General features: G+C 51.0%; 26 protein-coding genes. 11 read left to right on the top strand and 15 right to left on the bottom strand.

Going from position 1 to position 22,130, the window contains the following annotated elements:
* Nucleotides 1-185 precede the first annotated feature (185 nt).
* A complete protein-coding gene (locus ACYU8Y_RS03710) occupies nt 186-1,304 on the top strand; it encodes a trans-sulfuration enzyme family protein (protein ID WP_460934326.1) in 1,119 nt (372 codons plus the stop codon).
* Between the two features lie 50 nt (nt 1,305-1,354).
* Here the strand turns inward: ACYU8Y_RS03710 and ACYU8Y_RS03705 are convergent, their stop codons facing one another.
* Nucleotides 1,355-1,702 (bottom strand): hypothetical protein, encoded by a 348-nt coding sequence (locus tag ACYU8Y_RS03705; RefSeq protein ID WP_460934324.1) that lies wholly within the window; start codon nt 1,700-1,702, stop codon nt 1,355-1,357.
* A gap of 142 nt (nt 1,703-1,844) precedes the next feature.
* On the opposite strand from ACYU8Y_RS03705, the gene ACYU8Y_RS03700 reads away from it, so the two are divergent.
* Together ACYU8Y_RS03700 and ACYU8Y_RS03695 are read left to right on the top strand one after the other, a co-directional pair.
* A complete protein-coding gene (locus tag ACYU8Y_RS03700; RefSeq protein ID WP_460934322.1) occupies nt 1,845-2,441 on the top strand; it encodes an NAD(P)H-dependent oxidoreductase in 597 nt (198 codons plus the stop codon).
* 94 nt (nt 2,442-2,535) lie between these two features.
* On the top strand, nt 2,536-2,940 hold the full coding sequence (locus ACYU8Y_RS03695) for a VOC family protein (protein WP_460934320.1): 405 nt from the start codon (nt 2,536-2,538) through the stop codon (nt 2,938-2,940).
* Between the two features lie 178 nt (nt 2,941-3,118).
* On the opposite strand, the gene ACYU8Y_RS03690 is transcribed toward ACYU8Y_RS03695, so the two are convergent.
* Nucleotides 3,119-4,297, bottom strand: coding sequence for a cysteine desulfurase family protein (locus ACYU8Y_RS03690; protein WP_460935179.1), 1,179 nt, complete (start codon nt 4,295-4,297; stop codon nt 3,119-3,121).
* 104 nt (nt 4,298-4,401) lie between these two features.
* On the opposite strand from ACYU8Y_RS03690, the gene ACYU8Y_RS03685 reads away from it, so the two are divergent.
* On the top strand, nt 4,402-5,271 hold the full coding sequence (locus ACYU8Y_RS03685) for a mechanosensitive ion channel family protein (protein WP_460934318.1): 870 nt from the start codon (nt 4,402-4,404) through the stop codon (nt 5,269-5,271).
* 359 nt (nt 5,272-5,630) lie between these two features.
* The gene (locus tag ACYU8Y_RS03680) at nt 5,631-6,467 is read left to right on the top strand and encodes a nuclear transport factor 2 family protein (RefSeq protein WP_460934316.1); all 837 of its coding nucleotides are present in this window, start codon (nt 5,631-5,633) and stop codon (nt 6,465-6,467) included.
* Between the two features lie 75 nt (nt 6,468-6,542).
* Here ACYU8Y_RS03680 and fucP read toward each other — a convergent pair whose 3' ends face one another.
* The 4 genes from fucP to ACYU8Y_RS03660 form a co-directional block, all read right to left on the bottom strand.
* Nucleotides 6,543-7,790 (bottom strand): L-fucose:H+ symporter permease, encoded by a 1,248-nt coding sequence (gene fucP / locus ACYU8Y_RS03675; RefSeq protein ID WP_460934314.1) that lies wholly within the window; start codon nt 7,788-7,790, stop codon nt 6,543-6,545.
* 199 nt (nt 7,791-7,989) lie between these two features.
* Nucleotides 7,990-8,529 (bottom strand): transposase, encoded by a 540-nt coding sequence (locus ACYU8Y_RS03670; RefSeq protein WP_460934312.1) that lies wholly within the window; start codon nt 8,527-8,529, stop codon nt 7,990-7,992.
* Nucleotides 8,530-8,621: 92 nt separating this feature from the next.
* Complete coding sequence (locus tag ACYU8Y_RS03665) at nt 8,622-10,163, bottom strand: RtcB family protein (RefSeq protein ID WP_460934310.1); 1,542 nt, start codon at nt 10,161-10,163, stop codon at nt 8,622-8,624.
* Nucleotides 10,164-10,302: 139 nt separating this feature from the next.
* Nucleotides 10,303-10,425, bottom strand: a complete 123-nt coding sequence (locus ACYU8Y_RS03660; protein WP_460934308.1) for a hypothetical protein — start codon at nt 10,423-10,425, stop codon at nt 10,303-10,305.
* 358 nt (nt 10,426-10,783) lie between these two features.
* On the opposite strand from ACYU8Y_RS03660, the gene ACYU8Y_RS03655 reads away from it, so the two are divergent.
* The 5 genes from ACYU8Y_RS03655 to ACYU8Y_RS03635 all read left to right on the top strand — a co-directional run bounded on the left by ACYU8Y_RS03655 (nt 10,784) and on the right by ACYU8Y_RS03635 (nt 14,625).
* Nucleotides 10,784-11,812 carry a helix-turn-helix transcriptional regulator gene (locus ACYU8Y_RS03655; RefSeq protein WP_460934306.1) on the top strand — a complete coding sequence of 343 codons (1,029 nt, stop codon included), beginning with the start codon at nt 10,784-10,786 and terminating at the stop codon, nt 11,810-11,812.
* A 175-nt stretch (nt 11,813-11,987) separates the two neighbouring features.
* On the top strand, nt 11,988-12,590 hold the full coding sequence (locus ACYU8Y_RS03650) for a TetR/AcrR family transcriptional regulator (RefSeq protein WP_460934304.1): 603 nt from the start codon (nt 11,988-11,990) through the stop codon (nt 12,588-12,590).
* Nucleotides 12,591-12,714: 124 nt separating this feature from the next.
* Entirely contained in the window at nt 12,715-13,248 is a 534-nt protein-coding gene (locus ACYU8Y_RS03645; protein WP_460934302.1) for a YceI family protein, read from the top strand.
* A gap of 11 nt (nt 13,249-13,259) precedes the next feature.
* The gene (locus ACYU8Y_RS03640) at nt 13,260-13,964 is read left to right on the top strand and encodes a DsbA family oxidoreductase (RefSeq protein ID WP_460934300.1); all 705 of its coding nucleotides are present in this window, start codon (nt 13,260-13,262) and stop codon (nt 13,962-13,964) included.
* A 28-nt stretch (nt 13,965-13,992) separates the two neighbouring features.
* On the top strand, nt 13,993-14,625 hold the full coding sequence (locus tag ACYU8Y_RS03635; protein WP_460934298.1) for an NAD(P)H-dependent oxidoreductase: 633 nt from the start codon (nt 13,993-13,995) through the stop codon (nt 14,623-14,625).
* 172 nt (nt 14,626-14,797) lie between these two features.
* Here the strand turns inward: ACYU8Y_RS03635 and ACYU8Y_RS03630 are convergent, their stop codons facing one another.
* Complete coding sequence (locus ACYU8Y_RS03630; protein WP_460934296.1) at nt 14,798-15,586, bottom strand: GDSL-type esterase/lipase family protein; 789 nt, start codon at nt 15,584-15,586, stop codon at nt 14,798-14,800.
* A 167-nt stretch (nt 15,587-15,753) separates the two neighbouring features.
* On the opposite strand from ACYU8Y_RS03630, the gene ACYU8Y_RS03625 reads away from it, so the two are divergent.
* Nucleotides 15,754-16,209 (top strand): response regulator, encoded by a 456-nt coding sequence (locus tag ACYU8Y_RS03625; protein WP_460934294.1) that lies wholly within the window; start codon nt 15,754-15,756, stop codon nt 16,207-16,209.
* A gap of 57 nt (nt 16,210-16,266) precedes the next feature.
* On the opposite strand, the gene ACYU8Y_RS03620 is transcribed toward ACYU8Y_RS03625, so the two are convergent.
* The 8 genes from ACYU8Y_RS03620 to ACYU8Y_RS03585 form a co-directional block, all read right to left on the bottom strand.
* Complete coding sequence (locus tag ACYU8Y_RS03620; RefSeq protein ID WP_460934292.1) at nt 16,267-17,145, bottom strand: NmrA family NAD(P)-binding protein; 879 nt, start codon at nt 17,143-17,145, stop codon at nt 16,267-16,269.
* A 106-nt stretch (nt 17,146-17,251) separates the two neighbouring features.
* Nucleotides 17,252-18,166 (bottom strand): helix-turn-helix domain-containing protein, encoded by a 915-nt coding sequence (locus tag ACYU8Y_RS03615; RefSeq protein ID WP_460934290.1) that lies wholly within the window; start codon nt 18,164-18,166, stop codon nt 17,252-17,254.
* An 86-nt stretch (nt 18,167-18,252) separates the two neighbouring features.
* Nucleotides 18,253-19,008: a CPBP family glutamic-type intramembrane protease gene (locus ACYU8Y_RS03610; protein ID WP_460934289.1), complete on the bottom strand. Its 756-nt coding sequence runs from the start codon at nt 19,006-19,008 to the stop codon at nt 18,253-18,255.
* Nucleotides 19,009-19,013: 5 nt separating this feature from the next.
* Nucleotides 19,014-19,412, bottom strand: a complete 399-nt coding sequence (locus tag ACYU8Y_RS03605) for a thiol-disulfide oxidoreductase DCC family protein (protein WP_460934288.1) — start codon at nt 19,410-19,412, stop codon at nt 19,014-19,016.
* Between the two features lie 50 nt (nt 19,413-19,462).
* On the bottom strand, nt 19,463-20,431 hold the full coding sequence (locus ACYU8Y_RS03600) for a sporulation-delaying protein SdpB family protein (RefSeq protein WP_460934287.1): 969 nt from the start codon (nt 20,429-20,431) through the stop codon (nt 19,463-19,465).
* Nucleotides 20,419-20,961: an SdpA family antimicrobial peptide system protein gene (locus ACYU8Y_RS03595; protein WP_460934286.1), complete on the bottom strand. Its 543-nt coding sequence runs from the start codon at nt 20,959-20,961 to the stop codon at nt 20,419-20,421. The genes ACYU8Y_RS03600 and ACYU8Y_RS03595 overlap by 13 nt, the downstream gene beginning before the upstream one ends.
* A 216-nt stretch (nt 20,962-21,177) precedes the next feature.
* Entirely contained in the window at nt 21,178-21,792 is a 615-nt protein-coding gene (locus ACYU8Y_RS03590; RefSeq protein WP_460934284.1) for a hypothetical protein, read from the bottom strand.
* 12 nt (nt 21,793-21,804) lie between these two features.
* On the bottom strand, nt 21,805-22,130 hold a 326-nt coding region (locus tag ACYU8Y_RS03585), incomplete at its 5' end, for a hypothetical protein (protein WP_460934282.1).

Genomic DNA, 22,130 nt, shown 5'->3' with positions numbered 1-22,130 from the left:
TTTCTAAAAGTAGTACACGAACTGTTATTACTAACAGTATCAAAAAAATATTCGCGGCCCTAAGCGGTTGCGCTGCGGGCAGGATCGGGACGCTCGTGCCATCCGCATTACAGAACTCAACTTTCTTTCTGTTCCTGCTGTTTCGATGTCGGGTCTATTATAGACTAGTCCTTACTGACCATCTTATGCATTTCGATACCCTTGCTCTTCGCGCTACTCATCAGCCAGATACAACTACTGGAGCCGTTGTTTCGCCTATCCATTTATCAACCACGTTTGCCCGCAATGAGGCCAATGAGCTGCCCGCAAATTATGTATATGCCCGCCCCAACAACCCAACCCGCGAATCGCTCGAAAAAGCAATTGCCGTACTCGAAGGGGGAGCTGTCGGGATGGCGTTTGGATCAGGGCAGGCGGCTGCGATGACTCTTTTTCAGGCCCTTCGTCCGGGCGACCACGTGCTGCTTTCTGCCGATGCTTACTACGGCACTCCCGCCCTGCTCGAACAGGTTTTCCATCCCTGGGGGCTGACCTACACACGGGTAGACATGAGCGATTTGGACGCTGTCGAGTCGTCGCTGCACGAAAATACCCGGATGGTGTGGTGCGAAACGCCCTCCAACCCAATGCTGTCCATAACCGATTTACTGACCGTAAGCCGACTGGCGCACGAAGCGGGAGCCATTTGCGTGTGCGACAACACCTGGGCAACCCCCGTCCTTCAGCGCCCTATTGACTTCAACGTCGATGTGGTGATGCACTCAACGACCAAATATTTCAGTGGGCACTCCGATGTGCTGGGGGGCGCGCTGGTGTTTAAGCAGGATAACGAGTTTACTCAACGGGTTCGGCTCTTGCAGGGATTGTCCGGCGCAGTTCCCTCTCCGTTTGATTGCTGGCTGGTAAGCCGGGGCATCAAAACGCTGGGGGTTCGGGTGCGGGCACAAAGCCTGACCGCTCAGGCCATCGCCGACTTTCTGGATGGTCATCCGGCCGTTGAGAACGTCCATTATCCGGGCCTGGCCAATCACCCCGACCGGGCGTTGATTCAGCAACAAATGAATGGACCGGGTGCGATGCTATCCGTTCAGGTAAAAGGCGATGCCGCCGACGCGATCCAGTTCATTGGTCGCTTGAAACTATTCACACGGGCAACCAGCCTCGGCGGTGTCGAGAGCCTGATCGAGCATCGGGCCAGCGTTGAGGGCACAACCTCGACAACCCCCAAGAATTTATTACGTTTATCCATCGGGCTGGAACATGCCGATGATTTAATTGCCGATCTGGCTCAGGCATTAAACTAGTGGACCAGAGCCGCAGGGCAGACGTCAATCGTTAGGCTTCTGCTCTGCGGCTACTCATGCTTCTTCGGCGTTAGCTGCGGAAAGGACTTCGGGAACAGAGTTGGCGGATCGAGCAGTGTTTTCGGGTGTCTGTTTGCTCCAGGCATGGTATACATCATGGACGTATCCGGCACTTTTACGGGCATGTTATCCAGCGTAGCCCGCACAACACCAGGTCCGTCCTTCGGATCACGATAAAAGGAATTAGTTGGCCGCACAGCAGGCATTGGGCTGGGTACGTTTATATCTGGCAGGAACCGTTTACGTTCCTCCGGAATGGAATCGTTCCGAATGGATTTAACGGGGGCTTGCGCCAATGCACAACCCGAAATCAACAGCAGGTACAAGAGCTTGTTCATCGGTACAGTTTAGGTTAAGTCATACAATAGGATACAAAGACCCGCTCGGTTTCATCAGTGTTGCATGACCAACTCTGCTTTATTCCTGGAAACTAAAGCGATACCCCCGTGGTTTGATAGGCATATTCCCTGAATCGACCGCATGAAAATTACGCTAATTTCTACCTCATCGCGCAAAAACAGCAATTCGCTACGCTTCGTTAACTACGTTCGGCACCTTCTCACGGCCGAGGGTCAACATGAGGTATCCATTGTCACATTTGAGCAGTACGATATTCCATTTGTCGGTCAGGGGTCGGTCAAGCCCGATCAGCTGACGCCTTTTCAGCAGGAGTTGACCAGGGCGTGGGAAGCCGCCGACCTGGTTCTGTTTGCGATGCCGGAGTACAACTGGACGGCTCCGCCACAGGCAACCAACGCGATTCATCAACTGGGCGGCCCATCGTTCAAGCACCTGTTCGACAACAAAGTCTTTGCGATGGTAGGCATCTCGAATGGACGAGGTGGCCGCCAGCCTGCCCTGGATATGACTACGGTGATGAACAAGATCATCAGCTTTACCAACAGCTATTCAATCGTTTCGCCAAAGTTGTACGAGTCGCACGAGACGGATAAAAATCTGGACGAGAACGGCCAATTCATCGGCCATGACGTGTACGAACGAACGGTCAACGCCTTTTTGACTTACACGTTGAATGTGGCTAATCGCTGGTTAGCGCCCACGCTGGTGGAGAAATAATTGGCCTTTATCACCCGTCATGAAAAAGCACGAAGACCGTTCAGATCTTCGTGCTTTTTCATTAATCCGAAATCAGTTACTAAACTCCTTTAACATGAAACAACGAATTGCTCAAATTGCGCTGGTTGTCGATAATTATGACGATGCCATTGCCTTTTATACCCAAAAACTAAACTTCACACTGGTTGAGGATACGGCATTAAGCGAAACAAAGCGCTGGGTCCGCATAGCGCCACCTGGCGCTTCAGACTTTTGCCTTTTGCTCGCCCAAGCCGCTAATGAGGAACAGAAAAGCCGGGTCGGGAATCAGACAGGTGGGCGAGTTTTCCTGTTTCTGTATACGGATGATTTCTGGCGGGACTATACCAACATGGTTGCCAACAACGTAACGTTTGTTCGCCCACCGTCCGAAGAGGAATACGGAACGGTTGCCGTATTCGAAGATTTGTATGGCAACTTATGGGACATGATTGAGCCAAAAACAGCCTTAACCTCTTGAGCTAGTGGTGTCAGTTTCGTCAAACTGACATGCACGGTTTCTCAAAACCGCGCGTTGCCAGCTTATCGGTAGGTTTTAAAAAACCTGCCCGCGTCGGGTTGAAGAACCCGACACCACAGGAAAATCTAAGCTCAATCGTCAAGTCAGGAGAATGCAGTACTGATTAGTAGCTATCAACTTACTTCACCAGTTCCTTATTATACAGACCGACCAGCGTATCGACGGCATAATCAATCTCATCGGCGGTATTGTATTTTCCGAATGAGAACCGCACATAGCCCCGATCGGCATCCAGGCCCGGCAAAGCGCCCAGCACATGAGAACCAATGCTCGATCCACTCGAACAGGCCGAGCCCCCCGAGGCCGAAATACGGGCGATGTCCAGGCTGAACAGCAGCATATCACTAATGTCCGACGCGGGCAAGCTGACGTTCAGCACGGTATACAGGCTATTGTCAACATCGGCCGAATCGCCATTGAACTGCACCTCCGGCATTTGAGGCCGTAACCGCTCAATCATCCGGCTTTTCAGCGACGTGATGTGCTGCCGATGTTCGTCCATGTCGCGGTAGGCAATTTCGAGGGCTTTGGCCAGGCCAACGATACCGTATACGTTTTCGGTACCACCCCGCATGTTGCGTTCCTGCGCGCCCCCATAGACAAACGGATTGATTTTCACCCGGTCAGCATTGACGTACAGAAACCCGACACCCTTGGGGCCGTGAAATTTGTGGCCAGCCCCCACAATGAAATCGACCGGTAGCTGTTGCAGATTATGCCGAAAGTGGCCCATCGTCTGTACCGTATCGGAATGGAAAATCGCATCGTACGAACGGCATAACTCCCCCACCCGATTCAGATCCAGCAGGTTGCCGATCTCGTTATTGCCATGCATGAGCGAAACCAGTGAGCGAATCGCCCCAGCACGCTGATTTTGCCGTAGAAGTTCTTCCAGATGAGCCAGATCGATATGCCCTTTCTGGTCTATGTTTACCAGGCTGAGTTGAATAACGCCCTGTTTGGCCAGGTGTTCCAGAGTATGCAGTACGGCGTGGTGCTCCAGTGGCGAAGTGATCGCATGGGTCAAACCATATGTCTCAATGCTACTGCGAATGGCCGTATTGTCGGCCTCGGTGCCGCCCGACGTAAAGAAGATTTCGGCGGGTGATGTATTCAGTAACATCGCCACCGTTTTCCGCGCTTTTTCAACGGCCGTTCGCACCGCCCGACCATGACTGTGAATGGACGAAGGGTTGCCAAACTGCTCCGTCATGAGTGGCAGCATGGCGTCCAGAACTTCAGGATCGAGCCGGGTGGTAGCGGCATTATCGAGATAAATGGCAGCGGTTGGTTTCATCATCAATCAGTTATATTCGTCCGCAAAGGTACGGGGAATGCACTTACCATTGAAACAGTAAGTGAACGCGCGTCGTTCTCGGTTTACACGATTACCTTTGCTCAATGGATTTTTCTCAGGCTACCGGCCTTATTTACGCCGAACTTTCTCTCTGGATACGTAACACCATCCGATTTTTGCCCGAACTGGCCGTGGCGATCATCGTCTTTGTTTTGTTTACCTTTTTATCGCGTTGGGTAAGCCAGGGAATGGTGGGTGGGCTACGCCGGGTCAGCGCCAACCAATCGCTCGTCAACCTGACGGGGGCACTGGTCAGGGTCATGGTTATTGCCGTGGGGCTCTTTGTGGCGCTGGGTGTATTGGGCCTCGACAAAACGGTAACCTCGTTGCTGGCTGGTGCCGGTGTCATTGCCCTGGCGGTCGGTTTTGCGTTTCAGGATTTGACCGCCAATTTCATTTCGGGAACGATGATTGCCCTGGCCCGACCAATTCAGGTAGGCGATACGGTCGAAACCAATGGGTACACGGGCAAAGTGCTCGACATCAAACTGCGCTCCGTTGTGATGGATAACGGACAGGGCCAGACCGTCGAGATTCCGTCCAAAGATGTCTTTCAGAAACCAATCACCAATTTTTCGCGGATCGGCATTCGCCGAATCGAGCTGGCAGCCGGTGTTTCGTACATCGACGATCTGGCGAAGGCCCAGCAGGTTGCCAAAACCGCCGTTGCCAGCCTCCCATTTGTCCTGAAAGGTCATCCCGTCGAGTTGCATTACCGAAATTTTGCCGATGCCAACGTGCAGTTTGTGTTGTGGTTCTGGATCAATCCGTCCACGACGAACGCCCAGGCAGCCTTGAGCGAAGCGATTATTGCCGTAAAACGAGCCTTCGATGAACACCATATCCTGATTGTTTTTGCGGCACAAACGTTTGATCTGAAACAGAAACTGGCGAATTCCCAGCCGGGAAGCTGATCTATTATTACCAGGCTATTACTATAAAAACTTTTAACCACGGAAAAAATTTTAACCACGGAGGCACCAAGAACACAGAGCACGAACGGGCTAATTATGTCCTTCACAGCCTCGGTGTTCTTGGTGCCTCCGTGGTTAAAATTCTTTACCACTATGCTAAAAATCTTTTTCAGAATAAAATCAATACCTTTATCGCTACGAATCGCACGATCACATACCGCTAACCTAGTCTGAAACTGCCCACCGAAAACAGGTTGGGTGTTTTCTGCTGTGCTGCCCGGCTACCTGCAGCGGCAAACCCATGTCTACGGCTTGCCAGACAGTATAGGTCATTTCCTCCAGTATTAAATTTTCACATCATGAAATTTCACGATTTCACCACGGGCATGCTGTGCTTCTTGGCAGTCCTGTCTCTATCGTGTACCAAACCGCTGTCCAGACGGACGGCCAACTCATCATCGATCATGCAGAAAGAAACACGACATAAATCACTCATACGCGATTTTTACCGGCGGGCTGTAGCCCAGGGCGACGTTGCCTTTGCCGAGCAGCTTATTGCCGATAACTACATCCAGCACAGTACAGCCCTGAAGCCCGGCAAAGCCGGCGTTCTTGACGCGCTGAATCTGATGAAGCAGATGCCCAAACCAACCTCTTCGAAAGCCCCGTTCATGCGGCTTATTGCGGAAGATGAATACGTGATCACAAACCTGAGTTTTGACTGGGGAGGTAACCAGAAAATAGTCGTCGACCTATTCCGGTTTGAGAACGACCAGGTAGCCGAACATTGGGACGCGGTTCAGGACCAGCCCGAGAAAACGGCCAACGGGAACGCCCTGATGGACGGGCCACTACCGATTGAGGATGCAACCTTGACCGCTACCAATACAACGATGGCGGTTGAGTTTTACCAGCGTGTCTTCATTGACAAGCAGGTACAGGCTTTGTCCGAATTTGTGGCCGATGACCTCATCCAGCACAACCCTGACATTGCCAACGGGCTTACGGGGTTGCGTACTTATCTACAGGCTGCCACCCTGGCTATGTCAACGATTCACCGAACAATCAGTGAAGGCGACTTCGTGGTCATTCAGGCAGAAGGCCAATTAGCGGGTAAGCCTACGATGGTTTATGAGATTTTTCGCTTCGACCAGGGAAAAATAGTCGAACAATGGACGGTAAAAGGTAGGGCATAGGCTATAAGACAGCCAGCCATTAGTGACTGCAATCGAGTCGACTCACGGCTGGCTGTCTTTCAAATCAGCACCCAATCAGTTCACCTTGTAGAATTTGGCTCCGAACAGGAAGATAACGGCGTAACAGATAATAGGCAGGTAATAGGCCGATGCCACATCGTGTTCGGCCGCCATGCCCATCAAAAAGGGAAAAACAGCTCCCCCAACGACCCCCATCGAAATAAAGGAAGATGCCTGCTGCGTATGCGAGCCCAGGTTTTTCAAGCCCAGACTGAATATGGTTGGGAACATGATGCTGAAAAAGAAATTAAGCATCAACAGCGCAATGAACGAGGGCCAGCCCAAACTTTGAGTGATGATAAGGCACATCACGATGTTGCACAAAGCAAAAATAGCCAGTAACGAGTGGGGCGCGATCACCCGCATCAGGAACGTGCCCACAAAACGTCCAGCCAGCATGAGTCCCATGAATAGCACCATGTAGTTGCCCGCCGTAGCGTCGGAAAAACCCATTTTCTCGTGACCATAGTTAATGAAGAATGCCCAGGTTCCGCCCTGTGCAGCCACATTGAAAAACTGAGCAATAACCGCCCAGATGAAGTGCTTGTGCTCGAAAAGTGTTTTTCCGGGAGCGGTGTCCACATTGGCAGCCTCAGGGTCGGCCACAACGGCGTGCGGATCGGTCAGGGCAGGCACTTTCACAAAAGAGAACAGGATGGCAATGGTCGCAATAACGCTACCGATCACAATGTATAATACCTTAACCGATGTCAGGTCGGTACTTCCTTCGGTATTGTTCCGTAGCAGAAAATAAGAGCCGATAGCCGGTCCGATGATGGCGCCTAAGGCGTTGAACGCCTGCGCAAAATTAATGCGCTGATCGCTGGTCCGCTGGTCACCCAGAGAAGCCACAAACGGGTGAGCAACTGTTTCGAGGGTTGAAATCCCGCATCCCAGGATAAAGAGGGCAATGCCAAAATACGTGAAAGACGCAGCCGCAGCCGCCGGAACGAACAAGAACGAACCCAGCGCAAACAGGGACAGCCCTAACAGCACGCCATTTTTATATCCAAATCGCTTCATGAACAGCCCGGCGGGAATGCCCATCACAAAGTAGGCCCCAAAAATAGCAAACTGGACAAAAGCCGATTGTGTCTTGGTGAGACTCAAAACGTGTTGAAAATGCTTGTTTAACACATCGCCCATCGTGATGGCGATGCCCCAGAACATGAAAAGCGACGTAACAAAAATTAGGGTAATGAGGTATTTATTTTCGGTAAAAGCGGCTGGTTTTGGCTGGCCCGCTGCGGTGGTTGCCTGCATTAGTTCGTTAGGGTTAAAGCTGATTAGGTAGTCGCATGTCCGGAGGCTTCGTTTATCGTAGTGAAGCCGTTGAACAGGCGAAATTAACCTTATTCGCGTTGAATTTACATGTAGAGACGCATATTTGCGTCTCCCTGCCCGGATGGCTTTAGCTAACGCATGAGAAACCATCCGGATAAGGAGACGCAAGTATGCGTCTCTACATGTATAAACCTTCTAGATTGCTATGGTCATCCGCCCATTTGGTTGGATTATTTTCGATATACGTACGGATGCGATCTAGTTCATTCTGATTTCGGACAACACGATCGTAATAACGAGGTTGCCAGCCGAATTCGATCTGATTTAGCTTTGTCTGTTTTGTTACGCCCGCTTTGAAGCCTCGTATGACAGCCGCCAGATTTTCCTGTTGTGGTCCAAACTGGTTAGGCTGTCCGTAAATCTGTTCTGTTTCTGGTTTACAAATCGCCAGAATACCGTGCAAGTGATTAGGCATCACCTGAAACGTGTCCAGCTCAATAAATGGAAAGTAATTTGGAATAGATAGCCAGCAGTCAATAGCAATCCGCCCAATCGCTGACGGACACAAGATGGCAGGATCCGGCTCAATCTCCCCAAAATATAGATATTTATTACGAGCACAGATCGTTACAAAATACATCCCATTAGACCCATAATCGTATTCTGTTAGGCGGGCGGAATCTATTCGGTATTTGTCTTGGTATAAGTTTCCCATCATCCAGCGAATTGTAGAGACGCAAGTATGCGTCTCTACTTCTTGCGTCAGCCATTAGACGGAAATGCTCATACAAGGCCATAAAGGATAGACTACTAGTCCTCCCGCCCCTCTTTCCGGTTTGCGTCGGCCATCCGAACAATTTTAGGCGTGAAGGTAGCCAGCACCGAGACCAGATCCCGTTGCGCGTTGATGACGGTATCGATGTTTTTATACACCATCGGTGCTTCATCCAAATCGCCACCAACAAGCTGAACGCCAGCGGCCTGTAGAGACTTGTTCCACTGAGAGCGGGTCAATGTATTGAACGCCTGACTTCTGGACATAAGCCGCCCGGCCCCGTGCGACGCCGAGTTGATGGATTCGGCATTGCCCCGCCCCTGCACCACGAAACCCGGCTGGGTCATCGAGCCCGGAATAATGCCCAACACACCGGCTCCGGCGGGTGTGGCACCTTTGCGGTGAACGATGACGTGACGACCGTCGGCTAATTGCTCTTTCCAGGCAAAATTGTGGTGGTTCTCCACCATCACCAGAGGCTTTTGCCCTATTGCTCTGGCCAGCTTGTTATGGATTTCGTGGTGATTAGCCGAGGCATAGTCACCCGCCAAACTCATACCGATCCAGTACGCCTGCCCTTCTTCGGTGTTCAGGTCGAGCCAAGCCAGATGAGCCGCCTGTTTGGGAAGTCTGGTTTTCTGCATAGCCAGTTTTGAATAGGTGTTGGCTATGGCGGCACCGAATCCGCGCGAGCCCGAATGCGATAGCAGAGCCAGGTATTCGCTCGGTGGTAGGTTCAGTCCTGAAGGCTCGGCTGGGGTTTCCGTCTCCGGAACCGCTATAATTCCCCACTCCACAAAGTGATTTCCCGTACCGGAGCTTCCCAACTGGCGGTAAGCCTTATCTTTCAAATCGCGAATCACTTTAGTAGCCTGCCAATCGGGTAAATCCATAACGCTCTCATCGATTTTTTTACGGGTTTCGCCCCCCATTCCAAACTTGGTCTCTTCCACCAGCGACTTTTTGAGCAGATGCGGTTCACGAGCCAGAAAGGCGGGTGGCAAATCGAATACGGACAGGCACATGCGACAGGCAATATCGACGCCAACGGCATAGGGAATTACCGTATGCTCATCGGTAGCCAACACCCCGCCAATGGGAAGACCATAGCCCTGGTGAGCGTCGGGCATGAGCGCCCCGGCCACCGAAATGGGTAAACTAGCCGCCGTTTGCATTTGCGTCAGTGCCCCTTCTTCAATTTGCTCCCGGCCAAATACGGCATACGGCAAAGGGTCCGTACGCAGTCCAAACTCAATTTCCGGTTGTTTTTCCTGGTTCACCAACACGGACGGTGCTACCTCGCGTGGCAGCAAAGTTAGACCCGTTTCGCTGAGTGGGACAGCAACTCCCTGCTTATTCAGGTCATAAATGGAGCGGGCCAGATTCGTGACTTTGTTCTTGGAAAAGGCAAACTTTTTTGGATTGTGAAGCATCTGCGCCAGCAACCCCATGGCTTTCTCTTTAGGGTAGTCGGCACGTTGGATGAGCCCATTGGCTACCCGTAGAAAATCAGGTTGTAAGTGAGCGGGAATGGGGGCCAATACTAAAATATCGTCAAGTGAGACAGTCGTTTCCATGTGTTGTATCTTTATGAGTTACCTTAATCTTCTGACTAACAATGCATTATATACTATATGTGTAGTCAGATCCTTAAATCTGACCTGGTGAGGTTTGAGAACTTGCCCGCACGAACTGTATGGTTTCGTGCTACTATTATTACTGGGATTGGCCACGAACGAAAAGCTGTTTCAACTGATCGATCATCGAGCCATCGCTGGGCACTGAAATCGAGCTGATTTTATCCGCGATTTTTTCTACGTATTCCATCTCTTTCAGCATTTTCTTTCAGGTGAGCTTTTTAGAAGTGCCCTTCTTCTTCCACCCAATGAATCAACGTGTTAGGTTGACAGCAGGGATTCGACCCTGCACTTTATCGACAGAACCAACGCACAATCAACAGCATATCACGATCAGCCAGCGGCTGCGATACTAGGAGGCTGTACAGAAACCCGCATCCGGTTTGATCATGTTCGTTTCTGTCGCAACGGCGAACCGCGCAACGGCGAACTGCGCAACGGCACATCATCGCTGGCGAACCGTCGCGACAAATGTTTATAGGTCCTGCGCAGTGTTTTTGCGCAGGACAATTTTTTTTCTCATTTTTCTAAAATTTCGTCCTTACCTCTGCCCTCGACCCATGCCCGCCAATCGTAATGCTCTTATTCGTTACAAAACCATTGATGCCTGCCTGCGCAACAGACAACGTAAGTGGACGCTCGACGACCTGATCGAAAAAGTGTCTGCATCGCTGTATGAATACAAAGGCATCGACAAGGGCATTAGTCGGCGCACGATTCAGGCTGATCTTCAATTAATGCGAAGCGAGAAGCTGGGCTACTTCGCCCCTATTCTGGTGGTCGATAAAAAATATTACACCTACGAAGACCCGACCTACAGCATCACCAATATTCCCCTGTCGGATAGCGATCTGTCCCGAATGAATGAGGCCGTTGACGTACTCCGGCAATTCAAAGGCTTTACCCATTTCACGGCGCTGAATGAAGTGGTTCAGAAACTGGAAGATCATGTGTATTCAACTGCCCGTAAGTCGGTGTCCGTTATTGACTTCGAGAAAAATGAAAGTCTGAAAGGGCTTCATTTCCTGGACGATCTGTACCAGGCCATTATTCATAACCGGGTGCTCCGGATTCAGTACCAGTCATTCTCGGCTCGACTTCCGCAACTAGTTACGTTTCATGCGTGGTGGCTGAAAGAATTCAAGAATCGCTGGTTTGTCGTTGGTGTACGCGATGGTAAAGGTTTTCCCATAAATCTGGCGCTGGACCGGATTGCCACGATAGCGACTGCGTCCGATATTGCTTACATTCCCAACCAGAACTTCGACCCAGACTTGTTTTACCGGGACGTCATCGGTGTATCCGTGGGCCTTAATGTTCGGCCGCTCAAGGCAAAACTATTTGTAAGCCGTTTACACGCACCTTATGTAGAAACAAAGCCGCTTCACCAGTCGCAGCAAGTACTGGAGCGAAGGCATGATGGTATTGTTATTCAATTAACCGTACAGCACAATTTCGAGCTGGAAAAAGAAATTCTGGGGTTTGGCGATGGAATGCGTGTTCTCGAACCCGAGCGACTTCGTCATAACATTCAGAAACGCTTACAAGCCGGGGCGGATAGTTACAAGCAAGCGGCTGACCTCAAGTAACCCGTAGCTGATATGCCCTCTGTTTCTTGAAATTGACGCGATCGACTTCTTATACCCGCCATTTTAGGGGAATAACGTCTATTTACATAGGTCAGTTAAAATAATATCAGACAACCGGAAACTTTTACAGCCCCTAGATTAGTTAACACCGTTATAAAGCATAACACCACCCAAAATGGGAATCCTGGAACGTCGGTTACGGCAAAAGGAAGAAGTGAAAACCAGCATCTTGCAGGCGGCCTGGCAGCTCGTTCTGGAAGAAGGCTGGCAGGCGCTCTCGATCCGTAAAATCGCCGACGCCATCGAATACAGTGTTCCTGTCATTTACACTCATTTCGAAAATAAGGACGCTATCCTGCAGGAGTTCACCAAAGAAGGCTTTCGCCTATTGACGGAAGTCATTATCCAGCAACGGGATAGCCAACCAGACCCCAGTCAGCAATTGGTAGCTATTGCACAAGGGTATTGGGATTTCGCTATTGCCCATAAAGAGTACTACCAGGTTATGTTTGGGCTGGGTATCCCCCGTTGCGAACAGGTGAATCAGGTGGCTGAGATAAAGCAGTTTTCGGAGTTACTCATCCATGTTATCCAGCATGCGATCAACAACAGTCAGCAGCCCGAAGTCAATGCCTTCCTGAAGTTTCATACGTATTGGTCCATTTTACATGGGCTAGTATCCATCCAACTCATTGACCAGCAACCCAATGAAAACCCGTGGAGCCAGTTGGTTCTGAAAGACGCCGTCGATGGTTTTATCAAGGCATTGAACGGTTAATTTTTTTGCCTTATCACTAACACTGTTAGTTTTTATACCATCACTAGAAAAGCCACTACGCAACACCACGCACGATTACGAAATATAGCAAACGCAATAACCAATCAAATCAGTACATACAATCATGGCAACAACAAAATGGGTCGTTGACCCTATGCACTCCGAAATCCAATTTAAGGTAAAGCACCTGGTCATCTCAACGGTAACTGGTACATTCCGGAATTTCGAAGGGGGCGCCACCACCGAGCACGATGATTTTGACAATGCCGAAGTTCATTTTTCACTGGACGTAGACAGCGTTGACACCAATCAGGAAATGCGCGATACCCACCTGAAAGCAGCCGACTTTTTCGATGCGGCCACCTATCCAAAAATCGTGTTCAAATCGACTTCCTTCAAAAAAGTTGACGACGACGAATATGAAATGACTGGCGACCTGACCATTAAAGGCATTACCAAACCCGTCACCCTGAAAGCAGAGTACGGTGGAACGGCCAAAGATGGCTATGGCAATCAGAAATTTGGTTTCGAGGTTACAGGAAAAGTAAATCGGAAGGAGTTTGGCTTGACCTACAACGCCTTAACGGAAACGGGTGGCCTGGCCCTTGGCGAAGACATCAAACTATCGGCTAACATTCAGCTGGCCAAAGCGGCTTAATCAGGAAACCAATGGACGTTGAAATCTGGAGTGACATCATGTGCCCTTTCTGCTACATCGGCAAGCGAAAGTTTGAGCACGCCTTGGGCCAGTTTGCGCACAAAGATCAGGTAAACATTGTCTGGAAGAGTTTTCAGCTTAACCCGGACATGAAAACGGAGCCCGACAAAACGATTAATCAGTACCTGGCTGAAGTAAAAGGCTGGAGCCTGGCCGAAGCGAAGCAAATGAACGACCGCGTAACGGCAATGGCCCGCGAAGTGGGTTTGTCGTACGACTTCGACAAGGCCGTTGTTGCCAACTCGTGGGATGCGCACCGACTCATCCAACTGGCAAAACAACATGGCCTGGGTGATGCCGCCGAAGAACGTCTGTTTAAAGCCTACTTCACCGAAGGCCGCGACACATCCGATCACGCAACGCTGCTTGAACTGGGTCTGGAAATTGGCCTGGATAAGGTCGCTGTTGAGCAACTCCTGAGTAGCCATCAGTTTGCCGAAGCTGTCAAACAGGATGTATACGAAGCCCAGCAAGTTGGTGCCCGTGGTGTCCCGTTCTTTGTTCTGAATCGGCGATATGCCGTTTCGGGAGCCCAGCAGCCCGAAACGTTTTTGGGTGCGCTCGAAACCGCCTGGGCTGAGTGGGAAAAATCCAGACCTGTCCTCACGGAATTATCGACCGATGGCCCAGCCTGTGCGCCCGGCGAAGCTTGTTAACCAGTAACGATATAAAAAACAACCTACCATGGAATTACTTGAAGCAATGAACTGGCGGTATGCCGCAAAAAAAATGAACGGCCAGAAAGTACCAGCCGAAAAAGTGGACACGATTCTGGAATCCATCCGCTTGTCGGCGTCATCGGTCGGATTACAGCCTTATAATGTGATTGTGATCGACAATCATGAATTGAAAGGAAAAATTCATGAAAAGGCTTGTCCACAACCACAAATCGTGGAAGGCTCGCATTTGCTGGTTTTCGCCTATTGGACAACTATAGAGGCATCTCAGATTGATACCTACATCAAATTAATTGCCGACACCCGGCAGGTTCCGGTTGAGTCACTGACTCCTTTTTCTGACTCGATAAAAGGTGGTCTTTTGTCTAAAACGCCGGAGGAGCTGGCGGTCTGGGCCTCTCGCCAGGCTTACATCGGTTTAGGTTCAGCGCTGATTGCAGCCGCCACCGAACATGTTGATGCTACACCTATAGAAGGCTTCAATCCGGCAGCCCTCGACGAGCTTCTGGATCTACCAGCCAAAGGCTTACGAAGCGTGGCGCTGGTTGCACTCGGCTACCGCGATGAAGAAAAGGATTTTCTGGCAAAAGCGCCGAAAGTGCGTCGCGCCAAAGAAGAATTTTTTATCGAACTGGCTTAGTTTTCGTTAAATAGAACAACCCCGTCATCACTTCTTCGGGAGGGGATGCCGGGGTTGTTCTATTTTCATTTCCACGGTCCGTGTCCTCACGGACCGCTTATCCGATGGCAGCTTGGCTGACGCACGAACGGTCCGTGAGGACACGGACCGTGGAAATACCATAAACAGCTTTTCAATCGAAAGGCTTATATTTTCGTAGAAATTTCAGCCGGTGGCTTACTTGCTTAATCCACTCTCGCGCCATAAGTTCGTGGGCCGATACGGTTGGATGAATACCATCCCATACCCAGTATTCAGCGTTTTTTCGGGCAATTGCCTTATCCAGCACGGCCGGGTAATCGACCAGAACCGCATCAAATTCGGTGGCCAGTTTTCGGATAACGACCTGACGGGCAGCCGTATCAGCCCGCCACTGTTCCCAGTTTTCGCTGCGCTTACCCACTGGATACACAAAGGGAATACCTAACACAAGGAGCATATCGGGCTTCCTCTGCCTGCTTTCTTCCAGTAAGCTGCGGTAGATTGTTTCAAACTGCACCATTGTAATTGCTTCATTGGATTTATCGATCGTTGCCGCCGTGTCGTTGATGCCAATGAGGATACTGAGTACATCGGGTTTGAGGTCCAGCGTATCGGTTGGCCAGCGTTTTTGCAGATCCGTCAATTTGTTTCCACTAATCCCCCGATTATAAAAAACAAAATCCCGGTCGGGAAAGTCGGCGCCAATTCTGCTGGCTATCGAGAAGGCATATCCGTGACCCATGATGTGGTTCGGATCGGTGGAACGGCCTCGGTTCCCATCTGTAATGGAGTCGCCCTGGAACAGAAAAACAAGTCCCGTGTCTTTGTCGGAACCACCTATCAATCGATCGGTCAGGGTTGGCGCCGGCCCTAATGTGGGAACCAGTCCAGCCAACGCTGACGACTTAAGAAACGTCCGCCGGGAAGATTTATGAAACATATTTGTTAGAAGTTGTTTTTCGTTTTCCTATACCCAGGCCAACAACTACTCTTTGTTGACGATCAGCGAAACCGAAGCAGATTCCTGACACCTATTTACAAAAAAACGAAACCTTATACCCTAGTCAATAGGTTGAGTAGGATTACAAGCTGTAATCACCCGTTTCAATGCCCTATAGTTATCCCATTCTTTTAGTCGATGATGATCCCAGTATAGCCGACCTGCTCACTCGTTCGGCGAAACAGATCTTCCCCGAAGCTACCTTTACGCACGTTAGCAGCTATGCAGAAGCGGCTCAATACATGAGTGACCTGACCGGTAAAGGGCCCCGTTTAATTTTGCTGGATGTCAATTTACAGGTCGGTTTGAGTGGACTCGAATTTCTGAAACTCATCCGAAGCCACCCTCAGGGACGTTTTCTGCCCGTGGTCATGCTGTCTTCGAGCCGCGAAGATGTTGATACGATAGCGGCCTATATGGCGGGAGCGAGCGCCTATACACAGAAACCAGACAGTTACGCGGGGTGGAAGGCCTACGTCGGCAAGCTACGCGCCTACTGGTACGAAACGGTGACGGTTCCCCAACTATGGTTCGAGCGGAACGAGGATGAGACGGACTTCTAGAAACGAAGAAAGAGGTTGCCTTTTTTGAGGCAACCTCTTCAGAAAAAGCAGGGAGTATTAAAAAGAAGCGGCAAACTCGTTCGCAAAATCAGCCAGCTTTACGTTACCCATAACGGCTGGCTTGTGCAGGTCATAGTCCTCCCGCAAGGCACCACTGTGAATACTAGCCCCCAGCTCGACAAAGCCAGCCACAAAAGCGGGCGGTAGCCCGGCCTTCGTCATCGCATCTGTCACCTGTTCATCACTGAAAACAACCCACTTCAGGTCAGGCTTGCCAATGGCGGCTCCCAGGATATGAGCTACTTCGCTGGCGACAAGGTCATCACTGGCTATGTAGCGCACGTTGATTCCCGTAGCGGGCGCTGCGAGTTCTTCGGCAGCCACCGCGGCAATATCGCTCGGGGCAACCATCACCAGCCGATCATCACCCCCATAATTTGTCCCGATAAAGCCCTGTTCTTTAATCATCGAAACAAAGTTGTACAAATTGTAGTAGAAATAGCCGGGGCGCAAATGCGTGATGGCTACATCCGAAAGCGCATTCAGCATGCCTTCGGTATGGTGAGAACCGAGGATCAATCCGGTACCCTTGTCCAGGTGCGCACCGTAGCTGCTGAGATACACCACCCGTTGCACACCCGACTGCTGGATGGCCTGTATGTACTTACCGACGATTCTCCGGTAATAGGCTACCTGATCGGGTTCAGCATAGCTGGGTGGCACCATGGCATACACGGCATCGGCACCGGTGAAGGCCGCGACCAGAAAATCTACATCTTCCAGTGAGCCAATGGCGGCTGTAGCACCCAGCGCTTCAATGGCCGTCTGTTTTTCCGGCTTGCTGCTGATTACCGTAACGGTATGTCCTTTTTGCACCAACTCCGTTGCCAGCGGTTGGCCGATATGTCCTAACGAACCGGTCACTACGATTTTCATAACACGTTGTTTTGGTTTACCAGACAAAGGTCGATACCTCAACAAGCAGGGTTGTAGTTGAATCGTTGATTGTTGTAGCCGTTTCTTTACTAATCGCCGAGCCTGATCAATTGAACGAATGGCGGAAGTCTAAAGGCGAGAGATTGGTTTTGCTTTTGAATAATTTACTGAACGACTGCGAATGCTCAAACCCTAGTTCGTAGGCTATTTCACTGACCGATAAAGCCGTCGTCGTTAATTTCTCTTTGGCTTTTTCGATCAGTTTATCGTGTATGTGCTGCTGGGTACTTTGGCCGGTCAACATGTTCAGCAACACACTGAGGTAATTGGGCGATACGTTCAGGGCATCGGCGATGTATTGAACCGTTGGCAACCCCTTCTCAACCAGATCATTGCTAGCGAAATACGCATCAAGGATAGCTTCCAGCCGGGTCAGAAGCTTATGATTCGTGATTTTCCGGGTAATAAACTGGCGATGGTAGAACCGGTCGGCGTAGGTCAGCAATAAATCAAGCTGGGCAATGATTACGTTCTGGCTGAATGTATCGATGGGTGAATGATACTCCTGCGCGATACTTTGCATGATACCGGCGAGCAGGGCTTCTTCTTTCTCCGAGAGGTGCAGGGCTTCATGCACCGAATAGCTAAAATAATCGTATTGCTTTATGGCTTTGGCCAGCGATGTATTCCAGAAATAATCGGGATGGACCAGCAGCATCCATCCCGTGTGTTTTAGATCCCCCTCGACCTCAATGGAAAAAACCTGCCCAGGCGCCATAAAAAGCAGTATCCCCTCGTCGAAGTCATACGCCTGCTGACCATATTTCAGCTTGCCATTGAAATTTCGCTTGAGCGCAATGGAATAAAAGTTATTAATGAGGTTCGTGGGCCCATCGCCCGACTGGCGTTTGATCATCTCAAAGTTAAGTACACTGATTAACGGATGCTCCGGTTTGGGCAGCCCCATCAGTTGATGATACTCACTTATCGTATTGACCCGAAAAGGTTGTGTGCTTTTCATGCTGCAATGATTAAGTACTGTCGGCTGTATGGGTTTATTGACGGGTTCGGCTCGTCCGTAACACGAACTGTTCCCGAAAGAATCCGCTATTGACCAAGTACTAGCTCACTGGCTAGTAAGAGCACATGCGCTGTCGCGTGAGCAATCATGGCAAACACAAGGCCATGTCGCCAGTACACCCAGCCGAAAACAACACCGGCCAGGGTATTGGCCAGTATGATATACAAGACCAGCATAGACGACGGCTGCGCCACCATGAGCCGCATGGCCGGCAAGTGACCAGCGCCAAACAGCAAGGCCGCTCCTACAATGGCAATCCAGTAAACGAGCCCACTCAGCGAGCGAAACACCTTACTCAGCAACCACACAAACAAGGTCATCAGACCAAACCGCACAAGGATTTCTTCCGTAACGCCCCCGTACATAAAGCGAGCCAGGGGCGTCAAATCGGTATCCTTGCCAAGCATAGCTAATTCACCGGGAATCAGTTGACGGAACAGCAGAACGACGCCGATGATCAGTAAACCCGCCACTACACCTGGCACCAGGCCGTTGAAAAAAATAGTGCCTGCGACGACGTTCGGACGAACATCAGCCCGGCGCAGGATAAACAACTCAACGCGTCGGTACAGTAGCGACCCAACGAGCACACTGACAATCAGCAGCAGCAACGGATTGACCAGCATCAGCAGGCGTAGCTGATCGGGCGAAAACTGCTCAAGTACCTGTTTCGGCAGGTTGGTTGTTGGAAACTGAACCGTCAATAAGGAAGCAACACCGAGCAATCCGGCAAGAAATAGCGTTAGCCCGGTGCGCGTTGGCGATGGGACAGATTGAGTCATGGTGATCATTGGTTATCGGCGATTAATATACGATTTTGTTGATCAGGCGTTAGCAACCGACAGCTTGTTGCGCTCCCAAAACGATACCGGTTCCGGGCAAATTTGTCGTAGAACGCGTCGAGCGGGGCGCGCGGCAGCCAGCGGAACCACCATATCCAGCGCCAGTAGCCCGTCAGCCGACGCGCAATGCGTATGACAGCCTCCGACTTTAGAGACACGCTGTTCCCTTCGATCAGCATAATGCTATCGGCGGATACATCTCCTACGGTTTTGCGTAGTTGCTGCCCCCGTATCGACTGGGCCGAAACAAACGAGAAGTAGCCCGCCGGATCACGCTGAATCACAAACTGAACGTAGGCATTGCAGACACCACAGGCCCCGTCGAAAATAATTGTTGCGTTCATAATCAGCACTGGCTGGGCGGAGCAAATCGCTCCGCCCATTGGGGTTTAGGTTAGACTTGTGCAGGCGATACGTTTGCGGATTTAAAGGTCGGCAGCCGGGGCACCCATCTCGGCAAACGACCTACCACGGGCAGCAAATTGAACGGCTGATAATAGGGGCGCAGGAAGATAATCAACGCGGCTGTCATGGCCATAAAAAAGGTGGGTAGGCCATGAATCAGGATAATCATGAAATGAAAACCTATCCCCGCCCAGAGCATATACCGGCGGTATTTCGGTTCGAGCGTAAGGCCCAGAAACAGCCCTCCCTCCAGAAAGAGCACACTCCAGGTCAGCAGAACAATGCACCAGCGATTGGCCAGAATAGGCAACAACAGGCTGTGTACTTCGGGAGACAGGCCAAACGTAGGATTCGAGAACCAGTAATAGATAGCGGTTCCATCGGCCCATTCCGCTACTTTGAACTTACCCACGCAGGCTTCGAAATAAATCAGGGCTACCTGAAGCCGCAACAGCGAATACGATGTGAGGGCAATGAGTTTGCGAAACCGGAACGCGTAGGTGTCGGGCTCAGAAATTGGCTCGGTCGACCAGTGCCAGGTGCGCGGATCGGTAAGAGCCAGCGGCAACAACAGAAAGCTCAGCACCAACGTTACCTGATCCCCCCCATCGACCAGCACCGCCGTCGACATAAAACTAAATCCGACATAGACGTGCAGCAGCGCCGTAAAACGAGGATAAATGCCAATCAGAACCAGCAGGAGAATACCCACGCAAACCCAGCGGGCAGTTTCGATATCGCCTAGCCAACAGAACAAGCTGTACTGAGCCAGCCCCACGCAGGCCGGGCAGTCAGTTTGGCCCGCAATGGGCCGGAAGAGCGTGCCCATGTCGTTCAGAAGCAGGGTACAAAGTGTGCCTAAGGCAAGCAGCGAGCGTACAAAACCATACACATTGGTCCAGGGATTACGCGCCATCAAGGTGTTCAGGTGCCGGTCAAGTGTAGTTAGCGTTTGCATACAACAGTGAGTTTTAAGATGGAACAGGGAAGGGTAATATGGTCGGCCTGTGAGGCCCAGGCCCAGGGAACGATACCTTTCTGAATGAGGTAATACGTACCCGCCAGAAAAGGCCGTGGGGTGTTGTTTTCCACGCGAACGTTGGTCAGTTTGTGCGTGCGGATATACGATTCGGGATCGTTTTCGCAACGCACCCAATTTTCGGCGGCTACGTTATAAAGCAGGTAAGCATATTCCACACTCATGGCACGCGATGCCCGCCTGAAACCCATCAGGTTAGCAAACGTCGCCTGACGTTGCCCGTCCACCAGGGTCAACTGATTGTTTTCCCAGCGGTACAACTGGATTGTTTCATCGCGGGGACTTTTCGTAAAAAAAGCCCAGCCCTGCGGGAATAGCGTTCGCAAATTATGCTGAAACGCATAGCTGAATCGGATGGGGTTGTCTTTGACGTAGGTCAGCAGGGAGAAAAAGGCCAGCCCAGCCCAGACCAGACTGATCCCAACAAACGTGATTCGGGTTGCTTTCATAGCCGTATGGGGTTTAGTGGTTGCGTTTTTTGTTGTCAGCCAAACCGATCCGTCGTCCGATTCTGTTTGGTGTCTGAAAGTTGCGAACCGTGCCGTTGCCCCTCAATTTTATTATACGACCACCTGTATTCTCCTTACGAAGTGGCGTATTCGCCATAAAAAAACAGCCGACTTTCTCACTCGAAAGTCGGCTGTTTTGTGATACATAAAGGCGGATTACGCAATCGATCGGGTAGCCGAACAGATGGAGAATGCAATCTGCTCGATCAGCAATGGCGATGCTTTCTGAGTCGTCGCGATTTGTTCATCTTCGAAGATGGTTGCCGAGCAAAGTATGTAAATAACGTCGACGCAGGCAACCACATTAGCCACCACAATAACCGCTCCCTGGCCTGAGTTCGCCACTTTCGTCAATTGGTAGCCATTCCCCTGGCTCGCTGGCGTACTGTAAAGCGTTTTCAGGGATTGGGCCGTACGCTCCGAAGCGGTTCGAAGTTGCTGCTGAACGACCAGTACGTTCTGGCTCATTAAAGCGGTTTTGAACCGGGTAAAGAAAGCCGCATCGGTTTGTTTCAGCTGGTCGATCAGTTGCCGACGTACGGTTTCGACCTGAGGCCCCGTGGGCTGCGAGGGAGCATAGGCCGCTTTGAGCGACTGAATTTCGGGAATCAGTCTGGCAAATTCTCCTTCGGCAAAAAAGATACCCCGGTACATTTCTTCCCCCGTAAACGGCCGACTCTTTCCTGTAGAGCCGAATCCAGCCAGCGGACTAAAGCCAGCCAATAGCGCGAAACTCATCTGTTTCAGGGCATTGCGTCGTGATGTTTTCATAAGAGAAGGGGCTTAAGCGATTTGGGGAGCTACGGCACAGATCGAAGCCACCAGTTGTTCGTGCATCAGTGAATGCCCGTTTGAAGCACCGTTTACGCTGATTTCTTCCTCGACGGCGACTACGACCACAACCCAGAGAATAATCGCGACAGCCACGATAGTCACCAGACAGGTGCCGTTATTGGCATCCACCGCCTTGCCCTTCTGCATCTGACCCACCAGCTTCTCGATGGTCTGCGCATCCAGCTTGCCCCCCTGACCGGCCGCAGCTGCCTGCGCCTTGGCCTGCCACTGACCCAACTCCGCCTTGTCCAGCTTGTACAAGCCATCCAGCGCCT

The sequence above is a fragment of the Spirosoma humi genome (genome assembly GCF_054776575.1).
Note: the sequence above shows the minus strand (reverse complement) of the source record. Positions and strands in the feature narration are given on the sequence as shown.